The 12,356-nt window shown below is 64.7% G+C and carries 11 protein-coding genes; 7 read left to right on the forward strand and 4 right to left on the reverse strand.

The features are described from left to right. The first annotated feature begins 34 nt into the window (after positions 1 to 34). The 7 genes from FOC67_RS09420 to oprF all read left to right on the forward strand — a co-directional run bounded on the left by FOC67_RS09420 (position 35) and on the right by oprF (position 5,779). On the forward strand, positions 35 to 1,045 hold the full coding sequence (locus FOC67_RS09420) for an alpha/beta fold hydrolase (RefSeq protein ID WP_004355284.1): 1,011 nt from the start codon (positions 35 to 37) through the stop codon (positions 1,043 to 1,045). Between the two features lie 106 nt (positions 1,046 to 1,151). Then, positions 1,152 to 1,640, forward strand: coding sequence for a ribonuclease E activity regulator RraA (gene rraA, locus FOC67_RS09425; RefSeq protein WP_003087823.1), 489 nt, complete (start codon positions 1,152 to 1,154; stop codon positions 1,638 to 1,640). A 187-nt stretch (positions 1,641 to 1,827) separates the two neighbouring features. Continuing rightward, positions 1,828 to 2,826: a zinc transporter ZntB gene (locus tag FOC67_RS09430; RefSeq protein WP_003098062.1), complete on the forward strand. Its 999-nt coding sequence runs from the start codon at positions 1,828 to 1,830 to the stop codon at positions 2,824 to 2,826. Between the two features lie 48 nt (positions 2,827 to 2,874). Beyond that, complete coding sequence (locus FOC67_RS09435; protein WP_003122844.1) at positions 2,875 to 3,129, forward strand: hypothetical protein; 255 nt, start codon at positions 2,875 to 2,877, stop codon at positions 3,127 to 3,129. Positions 3,130 to 3,131: 2 nt separating this feature from the next. Continuing rightward, positions 3,132 to 3,956 carry a mechanosensitive ion channel domain-containing protein gene (locus tag FOC67_RS09440; protein ID WP_003087830.1) on the forward strand — a complete coding sequence of 275 codons (825 nt, stop codon included), beginning with the start codon at positions 3,132 to 3,134 and terminating at the stop codon, positions 3,954 to 3,956. 71 nt (positions 3,957 to 4,027) lie between these two features. Next, entirely contained in the window at positions 4,028 to 4,618 is a 591-nt protein-coding gene (gene sigX, locus FOC67_RS09445; RefSeq protein ID WP_003098059.1) for an RNA polymerase sigma factor SigX, read from the forward strand. Between the two features lie 108 nt (positions 4,619 to 4,726). Then, positions 4,727 to 5,779, forward strand: a complete 1,053-nt coding sequence (gene oprF / locus FOC67_RS09450; RefSeq protein WP_003087843.1) for an outer membrane porin OprF — start codon at positions 4,727 to 4,729, stop codon at positions 5,777 to 5,779. 68 nt (positions 5,780 to 5,847) lie between these two features. On the opposite strand, the gene cobA is transcribed toward oprF, so the two are convergent. The 4 genes from cobA to nirB are packed head-to-tail and all read right to left on the reverse strand — an operon-like array spanning position 5,848 to position 12,179. Continuing rightward, the gene (gene cobA / locus FOC67_RS09455; protein ID WP_009314632.1) at positions 5,848 to 6,585 is read right to left on the reverse strand and encodes a uroporphyrinogen-III C-methyltransferase; all 738 of its coding nucleotides are present in this window, start codon (positions 6,583 to 6,585) and stop codon (positions 5,848 to 5,850) included. 11 nt (positions 6,586 to 6,596) lie between these two features. Continuing rightward, on the reverse strand, positions 6,597 to 9,323 hold the full coding sequence (locus FOC67_RS09460) for a nitrate reductase (protein ID WP_009314631.1): 2,727 nt from the start codon (positions 9,321 to 9,323) through the stop codon (positions 6,597 to 6,599). Between the two features lie 26 nt (positions 9,324 to 9,349). After that, positions 9,350 to 9,676: a nitrite reductase small subunit NirD gene (nirD, locus tag FOC67_RS09465; protein WP_003098054.1), complete on the reverse strand. Its 327-nt coding sequence runs from the start codon at positions 9,674 to 9,676 to the stop codon at positions 9,350 to 9,352. Positions 9,677 to 9,728: 52 nt separating this feature from the next. Beyond that, the gene (gene nirB / locus FOC67_RS09470) at positions 9,729 to 12,179 is read right to left on the reverse strand and encodes a nitrite reductase large subunit NirB (RefSeq protein WP_003098052.1); all 2,451 of its coding nucleotides are present in this window, start codon (positions 12,177 to 12,179) and stop codon (positions 9,729 to 9,731) included. Positions 12,180 to 12,356: the final 177 nt, after the last annotated feature.

Here is a 12,356-nt window from a genome sequence, read left to right on the forward strand (position 1 = left end):
CCGCCCTTTTTCGTGCCTCCTGTACAAGACAAGCATGCAAAGCAGTAGTCGCCTCTTTCCTGTCGCCCTGGTCAGCGCCGAATTGCGCGCCGACCTTACCGAAGACATCTACCGCCTGAAGCCCGGCAACAGCCCCGATGCCAGCGTCGAGCTGGTCGTAACCCGGCTCGGACAGCAGGCCGCCGGCGAGCGGCGCGGACCGCCTGTGATCCTCCTGCACGGGAGTTTTTCCAACCGCCGCTTCTGGTACTCGCCGCGTGCGCTCGGACTAGGTCCTTACCTGGCGCGGGCGGGGTTCGATGTCTGGCTGCCGGAAATGCGCGGCCATGGCCTGTCGATTCGCAACGATGGTTACCGGGACAACCGAGTCGCCGACTACGCGCGCTACGACCTGCCGGCGCTGGCCTCCTTCATCCACGAGCAGTGCGGGCAGCCGGCGCACTGGATTGGCCACTCCCTCGGTGGGGTGGTGCTGGCGGCGGGACTGGGCGGGGGCTACCTGGACCAGGCACGGATCGCTTCCGTGGCGTTGTTCGGGAGCCAGGTCAGCACCGCGCACTGGCTGTTCAGGTTGCCCATGGCAGGCATCCTCGCGCGCCTGCTGCTGCGCCGCGTCGACGCGCTATCCGGAAGCCGTTGGCGGCAGGGCCCGGAAGACGAGCCGGTCGGCCTGGCGCTGGAGGTCCTGCGTTGGCATGGGCTGTTCGGCCGCTTCGGCGAGCCGGGCAACGACTGGTGGAAGGGGCTCGCCGCGGTCGACGTGCCGCTATTGGCGGTCGCCGGGGCTGGGGACCGGCAGGACCCGTCCTGGGCCTGTCGCAAGTTGTTCGAGCAGTTCGCCTCGTCCGAGCGCGAATACTTGTTGCTCGGACGCGAGGCCGGCTACGCCGAGGACTACGGGCATATCGAGATGCTGATCGGCAAGGCGGCCCAGCTAGAGGTCTGGCCCTTGGTGGAGCGCTGGCTGCGCCAGCGATCGCCGGTGCGCGACGAATCCGCGTGGAGCGAGGCGCTAGACGTATCGGAAGCCGGAATCAGCGGCTAACATGTGACGCAAATGGCGGCTCCGGTCACGCCGGCGCCGCCGGGGCGGGCGGCCGATGATCCTCCGGAGCTGCCCGAGCCGATCCCTTCACCCACAGGAGCTTCCCATGCATTACGTCACTCCCGATCTGTGCGATGCCTATCCTGAGCTGGTCCAGGTCGTCGAACCCATGTTCAGCAACTTCGGCGGCCGCGACTCCTTCGGCGGCGAGATCGTCACCATCAAGTGCTTCGAAGACAATTCGCTGGTCAAGGAGCAGGTCGACAAGGACGGCAAGGGCAAGGTCCTGGTCGTCGATGGCGGTGGTTCGCTGCGCCGCGCCCTGCTGGGCGACATGCTGGCCGAGAAAGCGGCGAAGAACGGCTGGGAAGGGATCGTCGTATATGGCTGCATCCGTGACGTCGACGTGATCGCCCAGACCGACCTCGGCGTCCAGGCCCTGGCCAGTCATCCGCTGAAGACCGACAAGCGCGGCATCGGCGATCTGAACGTCGCCGTGACCTTCGGCGGCGTCACCTTCCGCCCCGGCGAGTTCGTGTATGCCGACAACAACGGCATCATCGTTTCTCCGCAGGCCTTGAAGATGCCCGAATAGGGCTTTTTAACAGCCGTTCCGGCCCCGGTGACGCAGGCAGCGTCCCGGGGCTTTTTGCTGGAATGAACCCGAGGCGCGCATATGGGTCTCAGGACTGGCTTTAAGGTTATGCCGCAAGTCCATGAATTGACTGGTACCGGACTTGTGTTTTTACTGTCGAAATGGTCGTTTTACCAAGGGAAGCGCAATGCAAGCGTACGAGTCGGGTGACGAGCGCGGCTTGATCTATGGCTACGTCCTCAACGGGCGCGGCGGCGGACGCCGTGTCGGACGCAACCAGATAGCGGTGCTCGACCTGCTGCCGGAGGAGAGCCTTTGGCTGCACTGGGACCGCGGCGTACCGGAAGCGCAGGCCTGGCTGCGGGATTCCGCGGGGCTCAGCGAGTTCGCCTGCGATCTGCTGCTGGAGGAGGCGACTCGCCCCCGTTTGCTCGATCTCGGGGCCGAAAGCCTGCTGGTGTTCCTCCGTGGAGTGAACCTGAATCCGGGCGCGGAGCCGGAAGACATGGTTTCGCTGCGGGTATTCGCCGACGCGCGCCGGGTGATCTCGCTGCGCCTGCGGCCGCTGAAGGCGGTGGCCGATCTGCTCGAGGACCTGGAGGCGGGGAAAGGGCCGAAGACGGCATCCGAGGTCGTGTACTACCTCGCGCACTACCTGACCGATCGCGTCGACACGCTGATCAGCGGGATAGCCGACCAGCTCGATGCTGTCGAGGAACTGGTCGAGGCGGACGAGCGCGCCAGTCCCGACCAGCACCAGTTGCGTACCCTGCGCCGCCGGTCGGCGGGGTTGCGGCGCTACCTGGCGCCGCAGCGGGACATCTACTCGCAACTGGCGCGCTACAAGCTGTCCTGGTTCGTCGAGGACGACGCCGATTACTGGAACGAGCTGAACAACCGGCTGACGCGGAATCTCGAAGAGCTCGAGTTGATACGGGAGCGCATCAGCGTCCTGCAGGAAGCCGAGTCGCGGCGAATCACCGAACGGATGAACCGCACCATGTATCTCCTTGGTATAATCACCGGCTTTTTCCTGCCGATGAGCTTCGTCACCGGCCTGCTGGGAATCAATGTCGGCGGCATTCCGGGGGCGGATGCACCGCATGGGTTCTGGCTGGCCTGCCTGCTGATCGGCGGGGTCGCCACCTTCCAGTGGTGGGTATTTCGTCGGCTGCGCTGGCTCTGACGTGACCTGGGGTGAGGAGAGGGCGTCACTCCCTCGTACAGACATGAGGTGTGCATGCACGATCCGTTCGAAGAGTCCCTGCGGGACCTGCTCAAGGCTTCGGCTCCCCAGCCGGACGACGACGCGCGTCTGGGACGGGTGCTGAAGACCGCCAATCGCCAGGTTGGCGCCGGTGACCTGTTCAGCCTCATGGGGCACTGGCTGCAGGCGCTGATGATCGGCATCAACAACGGTTCGCCGCATCTGGCGCCGGTTTCCCGTATTTCCGCGAAAAACGCATCTTCTGCTGACAAGGCTGAGTGAACATGCAATTCGATATCTGGACCCAGAGCTTGCTGACCGCGATGAACACCCTGTGGGGCAAGCTGGCAGGCTTCATTCCCAACCTGCTCGGCGCCCTGGTGGTCGTTCTGCTCGGCTTCGTCATCGCCAAGCTGCTCGATGCGCTGCTTTCCAAGCTGCTGGCCAAGCTGGGCCTGGACCGGCTGATGGGTGGCACCGGCCTGACCAAGCTGCTGGCCCGGGTCGGCATCCAGGTTCCGGTCTCGACGCTGGTCGGCAAGATCGTCTACTGGTTCGTGCTGCTCGTCTTCCTCGTATCCGCCGCCGAGTCGCTCGGCCTGCAGCGGGTATCCGCCACGCTGGACGTCCTCGCCCTGTACCTGCCCAAGGTGTTCGGCGCGGCCCTGGTGCTGATCGTCGGCGTGCTCCTGGCGCAACTGGTGAACAGCGTCGTGCGCGGCGCGGCGGACGGCGTCGGCCTCGAATACGCGAACGGCCTGGGGCGGATCGCCCAGTGGCTGGTCATCATCATCAGCATCTCGGTGGCGGTGGGGCAGCTCGAGGTCAAGACCGACCTGCTCAACTACATCATCGCCATCGTCCTGATCACCGTCGGCCTGGCCGCTGCGCTGGCCCTGGGCCTGGGCAGCCGCGAGGTCGCCGGGCAGATCATTGCAGGAATCTACGTCCGCGAGCTGTATCAGGTCGGACAACAGGTGAAAGTGGGTGACGTTGAAGGCACTATTGAAGAGATAGGTACGGTCAAGACCATCCTGCTGACGGAAGAGGGAGAGCTTGTGTCGCTGGCCAACCGTCTACTGCTCGATCAGCGAGTTACCAGCCGCTGATCCGGGAGAGATAATGGACGTGGCTGCTCTGCAGGGCGGCCCGGCTTACGATATGACTGGCCTGATCTCACTTGAATAAGCCTCACCCCCTGTCACAGCGGTATGACCCACGCCAGCTTTCCGATGAAGAGCTGGTCGAGCGTGCGCACTCGGAGCTGTTCCACGTGACGCGCGCCTATGAAGAATTGATGCGGCGTTACCAGCGCACGCTGTTCAACGTCTGTGCCCGCTACCTGGGCAACGACCGCGACGCGGACGACGTGTGCCAGGAGGTGATGCTGAAAGTTTTGTACGGGTTGAAGAACTTTGAGGGCAAGTCGAAGTTCAAAACATGGCTATATAGCATCACGTACAACGAGTGCATCACGCAGTACCGCAAGGAGCGCCGCAAGCGCCGATTGATGGATGCGCTCAGCCTCGACCCGCTGGAGGAGGCTTCCGAGGAGAAGTCGCCGAAGGTTGAGGAGCGGGGCGGATTGGATCGTTGGCTCGTCCATGTCAATCCGATAGATCGGGAGATTCTGGTTCTTCGCTTCGTAGCGGAACTGGAGTTTCAGGAGATAGCGGATATCATGCACATGGGTCTGAGTGCGACGAAAATGCGCTACAAGCGGGCACTGGACCGCCTGCGCGAAAAGTTTTCAGATGCGACCGAAACATAGTTGGGTAAATATTGTCTCTCTATGCGGGAAGTTCTGATAAACTTGCCACCCAAGTTGTGCGGCTGATTGTTGGACAACTAACTGACCATCAAGATGGGGATTTAACGGATGAAACTGAAGAACACCTTAGGCGTTGTCATCGGCTCGCTGGTTGCCGCTTCGGCAATGAACGCCTTTGCCCAGGGCCAGAACTCGGTAGAGATCGAAGCCTTCGGCAAGCGCTACTTCACCGACAGCGTTCGCAACATGAAGAACGCGGACCTGTACGGCGGCTCGATCGGTTACTTCCTGACCGACGACGTCGAGCTGGCGCTGTCCTACGGTGAGTACCATGACGTTCGTGGCACCTACGAAACCGGCAACAAGAAGGTCCACGGCAACCTGACCTCTCTGGACGCCATCTACCACTTCGGTACCCCGGGCGTAGGTCTGCGTCCGTACGTGTCGGCTGGTCTGGCTCACCAGAACATCACCAACATCAACAGCGACAGCCAAGGCCGTCAGCAGATGACCATGGCCAACATCGGCGCTGGTCTGAAGTACTACTTCACCGAGAACTTCTTCGCCAAGGCCAGCCTCGACGGCCAGTACGGTCTGGAGAAGCGTGACAACGGTCACCAGGGCGAGTGGATGGCTGGCCTGGGCGTCGGCTTCAACTTCGGTGGTTCGAAAGCCGCTCCGGCTCCGGAACCGGTTGCCGACGTTTGCTCCGACTCCGACAACGACGGCGTTTGCGACAACGTCGACAAGTGCCCGGATACCCCGGCCAACGTCACCGTTGACGCCAACGGCTGCCCGGCTGTCGCCGAAGTCGTACGCGTACAGCTGGACGTGAAGTTCGACTTCGACAAGTCCAAGGTCAAAGAGAACAGCTACGCTGACATCAAGAACCTGGCTGACTTCATGAAGCAGTACCCGTCCACTTCCACCACCGTTGAAGGTCACACCGACTCCGTCGGCACCGACGCTTACAACCAGAAGCTGTCCGAGCGTCGTGCCAACGCCGTTCGTGACGTACTGGTCAACGAGTACGGTGTAGAAGGTGGTCGCGTGAACGCTGTTGGTTACGGCGAGTCCCGCCCGGTTGCCGACAACGCCACCGCTGAAGGCCGCGCTATCAACCGTCGCGTTGAAGCCGAAGTAGAAGCTGAAGCCAAGTAATCGGCTGAGCCTCTAAGGAAAAACCCGGCTCAGGCCGGGTTTTTCTTTGCCTGGAAAAAGACCGCTCGTCAGGCGCTCAGGGAAATCGGTTGCGACACGATGTCGCGGGTTACTTCGCCGATCACCAGGATCGCCGGGCTCTTCAGGGCGAAACGTCCGGCGTCCCGCAATAGCTCGCCGAGGTTGCTGCGGTATTCGCGCTGGTTGCCCAGGGTGGCGTTCTCGATCATCGCCAGCGGCGTATCCTCGGCCATGCCTCCAGCCAGCAGCCCGGCCTGGATCTCCGCGAGTCGGGCGACGCCCATGTAGACCACCAGCGTGGTACCGCTGCGTGCCAGGGCTTCCCAGGCCAGCGGGCTGTCGTCCTGGGTATGCGCGGTCACCAGGGTCACGCCGCGGCTGATGCCGCGGTAGGTCAGCGGTATGCCGCAGGCAGTGGCGCCAGCCAGCCCGGCGGTGATGCCGTTCACTATCTCGCTGTCTATCCCGTGCCGGGCCAGCCATTCGGCTTCTTCGCCGGCGCGGCCGAAGATGCATGGATCGCCGCCTTTCAGGCGCACCACGCTGCGTCCCTGGCGGGCATGCCGCAGCATCAGGCGCTGGATGAAGTCCTGCGGTGTGGAGCGGCAGCCGCCGCGTTTGCCGACCCGGACCAGCCGGGCGGACGGACAGTGCTCCAGTATGCTCGGGTTGACCAGATCGTCGACCATCACCACATCCGCGTCCTGCAGGGCGCGAACTGCCTTCAGGGTCAACAGTTCCGGATCGCCGGGACCCGCACCCACCAGCCAGACCTTACCGCTCATCGTCGTTCTCCTCAGGCATTCGCCGCCATGGGCCGGGGGGCCGCCAGCAGTCTCTTGATTTCCGGTACGCAGGAGCCGCAGCCGGTGCCGCAGCCGAACTCGCGCTTCAATCCGTCCAGGTCCAATCCGCGGGCGATGCCGCCGAGCACCGTTTGCTGGCTGACGTTCTGGCAACTGCACAGGGTCTTGCCGCCCGCACCCTGGCTGGGTCGTCCCGGTGCCGCGCCGAGTGGCGCGAGCAGCCAGCGGCGTAGCTCGCTATCGGCCCGGCCGTTAAGCCAGAGCTCTTTCAACCAGTCGCGGGCGAGGGTTTCGCCGGCGAGCCGGACGGCGACGATGCGCTCGTCTTCGAGGCGCACGCGCTTGCCGATGGCGCGCCGTGGGTCGTCGTAGGCGAGGACCGGCCCGTCGAGCAATTCGAGTTGGCGATCTATCCGCTCCAGCAGGTCTGCGCCAGGTGCCTCATGGTGTGCGGCGCTGACCAGCAGGGCGGGGCGCTCGCGTCCGGCGAGACTGAAGCTGGCGTGGTCGAAGACTTCGCACAGCGCACGGAGGGCCTCGAAACGCGCCTGGATATCGGTTTCCACCAGCGCGAACAGGCGCCAGGGCAGTTCGACGGATTCGACCTGAACCCCGGCGTGCTTGAGTTCGGGTTGTTTCGACAGGGGGTCGAACGCCGGCAGGGTCAGGACATTGCAGCCCAGACCCTTGAGGAAGCGATCGCCCCAGTGCATCGGCAGGAAGGCCTGGCCGGGGCGCACCGAGTCGTCTGCACTCACTGGCAGGATCAGGGCGCCACGCCGGCTCTTCAGGCGCACGAGCTGCCCGTCCCGCAGTTGGCGGCGGCGCAGTTCCTCGGGATGCAGGTGCACCAGGGCCTCCTCTTCATGGCCGAACAGGCGTGCGCAGGTGCCGGTCCGGCTCATGCCGTGCCACTGGTCGCGCAAGCGGCCGGTATTGAGGGTCAGCGGGTAGCGCGCGTCACGTTTTTCCTGGGCGGCGCGGTAGGGTTCGGCGACCAGTTGCGCGCGTCCCGAGGCGGTAGGGAAGCGGCCGTCTGCATAGAGCCGTGCGGTGCCGTGCTCCGCGCCACTGGGAAATGGCCATTGCTGCGGCCCCAGGCGGTCGAGCAGTGCGTAGCTGAGGCCGGAAAGATCGAGGTCGCGGCCGGCGGTAAGCAGCTTGTATTCGTCGAACAGGCTGCGGCTGTCGGCAAAGGCGAACAGGCCGGGTTTAGCGGGTCGCAGGTGCCCTTCCAGGCGGCGCGCGAAGTCGCAGACGATGTTCCAGTCCTGGCGTGCTTCCCCGGGGGGCGGAACGGCCCGACGGACATGACTGACCCGCCGTTCCGAATTGGTCACGGAGCCTTCCTTTTCTCCCCAGGATGCGGCTGGAAGCAAAAGGTCGGCGTATTGGCAGGTTTCCGTGCCGGCGAAGGCTTCCTGGACCACCACGAAGGGACAGCGGGCAAGGGCCTCGTGGATCTTGCGCTGGTCCGGCAGCGATTGCGCGGGGTTGGTACAGGCGATCCAGAGCGCCTTGATCCGGCCGTCGTGGACCGCATCGAACAGCTCGATGGCGCTGAGACCGGGGGACGTGGGCAACTGTTCCACGCCCCAGTAGTGCGCCACCTCGGCGCGATGGCCGGGATCGGCGGCTTCGCGGTGGCCGGGCAGCAGGTTGGCCAGGCTGCCGGTCTCGCGACCGCCCATGGCGTTCGGCTGGCCGGTGAGGGAAAACGGCCCGCATCCGGCGCGGCCGATCTTGCCGGTGGCCAGGTGCAGGTTGATCAGCGCGCTGTTCTTGGCGCTGCCGGTGCTGGACTGGTTGAGCCCCATGCACCAGAGCGAAAGGAAGCGCGGCGAACGGCCGATCCATTCGGCGCAGCGCTGCAGGTCGGCGCGGTCGATGCCGCAGATGTCGGCGACGGCGGCCGGGGTGTAGTCGCGCACCAGTTCCTTCAGGTCGGCGAAACCCTCGGTATGCTCGGCGATGAACGAACGGTCGATCCAGTCCTCCCAGAGCAGGATATGCAGGATGCCGTGGAACAGTGCGACGTCGGTGCCGGGCAGCAGCGCCAGGTGCAGGTCGGCCAGCTCGCAGGTGTCGGTGCGCCGCGGGTCGATCACCACGATGCGCATCTCCGGCCGAGCGGCCTTGGCGGCTTCCAGGCGACGGAACAGGACCGGGTGGGCGAAGGCCATGTTGCTGCCGGCGATCAGCACGCAATCGGCGCAGTCGAGGTCTTCGTAGCTGCAGGGCGGGGCGTCGGCGCCCAGGCTGCGCTTGTAGCCGACCACCGCCGAGGACATGCACAGGCGCGAATTGCTGTCGATGTTGTTGGTGCCGACCAGGGCCCGCGCCAGCTTGTTGAAGGCGTAGTAGTCCTCGGTCAGCAACTGGCCGGAGATATAGAAGGCCACGCTGTCCGGCCCGTGTTCGCGAATGGTCTCGGCGAAACGCCCGGCGGCATGTTCCAGGGCACTCTCCCAGTCGCTGCGAGCCCGCGCCATTTGCTTGCCGAGGCGCAGTTGGGGGTACAGCGCGCGGGCCTGGAGGTCGCCGGTCAGGTGCAGGCTGGCGCCTTTGCTGCAGAGTCTGCCGAAGTTGGCCGGGTGCCGCGGGTCGCCTTGCACGCCGAGGATGCGTTCGCCGTCGTGTTCGATCAGGACGCCACAACCCACGCCGCAGTAGCAGCAGGTCGAAGCGGTGGTGCGCAGCGGGGAATCTGTCGACATGCTCGGCTCCTGTTATCGGCGAGAGATCAGGCGCACAGCGCCACGCTGTCCAGGCCGAGCAGCACCCGTCCGTTCTCCACCCGCACCGGGTGGCGATGGGCGCAGCCCTGGTCCGGGGCCACGGCTTCGCCGCTCTCCAGTTCGATCTGCCAGTTGTGCAACGGACAGGCCACTCGCTTGCCGTAGATCAGGCCCTGGGACAGCGGGCCGCCCTTGTGCGGGCAGCGGTCATCGAGGGCGAAGACCTGGTCGTCGGCGGCGCGGAAGATGGCGATGTCGCCTTTCGGGCCGGCGACCACGCGCGAGCCCAGCGGGTTGATTTCATCGAGGGCGCAGATATCCAGCCAGTTCATCGGTTCACTCCGGTAGGGGGAGGGCCGCCGTGGGACGGCCCGGACAAGGGATTCAGACGTTTTCCAGTTGCTTGAGCGGAATCCGTTCGAACTCCTTCTTCAATTGCGGCTGTTCGATGCGCTGCTTCCATGGGTCCTGCTCGAAGGAGAGGGCGAATTGCAGGCGGTCGTTGAGCGCCTTGCGGTTTTCCGCGTCCTCGACCACCGCCTTGCGGATGTGCTCCATGCCGACCCGCTGCAGGTAATGCACCGTGCGCTCCAGGTAGAAGGCTTCCTCGCGGTAGAGCTGGAGGAAGGCGCCGTTGTATTCGCGCACTTCTTCGGCGGTCTTGAGCTTGACGAAGAACTCCGCGACCTCGGTCTTGATCCCGCCGTTGCCGCCGATGTACATCTCCCAACCGGAGTCCACGCCGATGATGCCGACGTCCTTGATCCCGGCCTCGGCGCAATTGCGCGGGCAGCCGGAGACCGCCAGCTTGACCTTGTGCGGCGACCACATGTTGAACAGGTCGTGTTCCAGATCGATGCCCAGCTGCGTCGAGTTTTGCGTGCCGAAGCGGCAGAACTCGCTGCCGACGCAGGTCTTCACGGTGCGGATGGATTTGCCGTAGGCATGTCCGGAGGGCATGTCGAGGTCTTTCCAGATGGCCGGCAGATCGTCCTTCTTCACCCCCAGTAGGTCGATGCGCTGGCCGCCGGTGACCTTGACCATCGGCACCTGGTACTTGTCGGCGACGTCGGCGATGCGCCGCAACTCGGCGGCGTTGGTCACGCCGCCCCACATCCGCGGTACCACCGAGTAGGTGCCGTCCTTCTGGATGTTGGCGTGGGCGCGTTCGTTGATCAGGCGCGACTGCGGATCGTCCTTGGCTTCTCCCGGCCAGGTTGAGATCAGGTAGTAGTTCAGGGCCGGGCGGCAGGTGGCACAGCCGTTCGGGGTCTTCCAGTCCATGAAGCGCATGGCGGCGTCGAGACTGGTCAGCCGGTGTTCGCGAATGGCCTTGCGGATCTGCCCGTGGTTGAGGTCGCTGCAGCCGCAGATGGCCTTCTCGCTCTTCGGCTTGACGTCGGCGGCGCCGCCGACGGTGCTGATCAGGATCTGTTCCACCAATCCCGCGCAGGAGCCACAGGAGCTGGCGGCCTTGGTGTGTTTCTTGACTTCGTCGACGCTGAACAGGCCGTGTTCTTGTATGGCCTTGACGATGGTGCCCTTGCAGACGCCGTTGCAGCCGCATACTTCGGCCGTGTCGGGCATGCTCGCGGCGCTGTTCTGGCCCTGGTGGCCGACATCGCCGAGGGCGTTCTCGCCGAACATCAGGTGGTCGCGGATCTGCGCGACGTTGTGGTTCTCGCGGATCTGCCGGAAGTACCAGCCGCCGTCGGCGGTGTCGCCGTAGAGACAGGCGCCGACCAGTACATCGTCCTTGATCACCAGCTTCTTGTAGACGCCGCCGATGGGGTCGGAAAGGGTGATGGTCTCGCTGCCTTCGCCGCCGATGAAGTCGCCGGCGGAGAACAGGTCGATACCGGTCACCTTGAGCTTGGTCGAGGTCACCGAGCCCTGGTAGCGGGCGTAACCGAGATGAGCCAGGTGGTTGGCGCAGACCTTGGCCTGCTCGAACAGCGGCGCAACCAGGCCGTAGGCGATGCCACGGTGGTTGGCGCATTCGCCGACCGCATAGATGCGTGGGTCGTAGGTCTGCAGGGTGTCATTGACCAGGATGCCGCGGTTGCAGGGGATGCCCGCGCTTTCGGCCAGCTCGGTATTGGGGCGGATGCCGGCGGCCATTACCACCAGGTCGGCGGGAATCACGTCGCCGTCGTTGAACTGCACGGCACAGACCCGGCCGCTGCCGTTGTCCATCAGTTCCTGGGTCTGGGTGTTCAGGCGGAAGCGGATGCCGCGGGCTTCCAGCGCGCCTTGCAGGAGTTTGCCGGCGGTGCGGTCCAGTTGGCGTTCCAGCAGCCAGTCGGAGAGGTGCACGACGGTCACGTCCATGCCGCGTTGCTTGAGGCCGTTGGCCGCCTCCAGGCCGAGCAGGCCGCCGCCGATCACCACCGCGTGGCTGTGGGTCCGGGCGCAGTCGATCATGGCCTGGGTGTCGGCGATGTCGCGGTAGCCGATCACGCCCTGCAGGCGATTGCCGGGTATCGGCAGGATGAAGGGGACCGAGCCGGTGGCCAGCAGCAGGCGGTCGTACTCGGCCTCGCTGCCGTCCGCGGCGACCACCCTGCGGCGGACCCGGTCGATCTGCACCACCTTGCGGTCGAGGAGGAGCTTGATGCCGTTTTCCGCATACCAGTTGAGGTCGTTGAGGACGATTTCCTCGAAGGTCTGCTCGCCGGCCAGTACCGGGGACAGCAGGATGCGGTTGTAGTTGGGATGGGGCTCGGCGCCGAACACCGTGATGTCGTAGAAGTCCGAGTTGAGCTTGAGCAGTTCTTCCAGGGTACGGACCCCGGCCATGCCGTTGCCGACCATCACCAGCTTGATCTTCTTCATGCGGAGTAGCTCCTGCATAAGGTTGGCGCAAACAAAAAAGGCGTCCCGCTGTTGCCAGCAGGACGCCTTTGTCCAGGTCCCGTTCGGTCGGGAAACGCCGCCTCGTCGTTGAGGCAGGCGCTTTGTTGTCGATTGTCGGGAGAACCCAAGCAGGCGCCGTGCCAACTTGCGCTATTG

The organism is Pseudomonas sp. FDAARGOS_761 (genome assembly GCF_013343155.1).
GTDB lineage: Bacteria > Pseudomonadota > Gammaproteobacteria > Pseudomonadales > Pseudomonadaceae > Pseudomonas > Pseudomonas aeruginosa.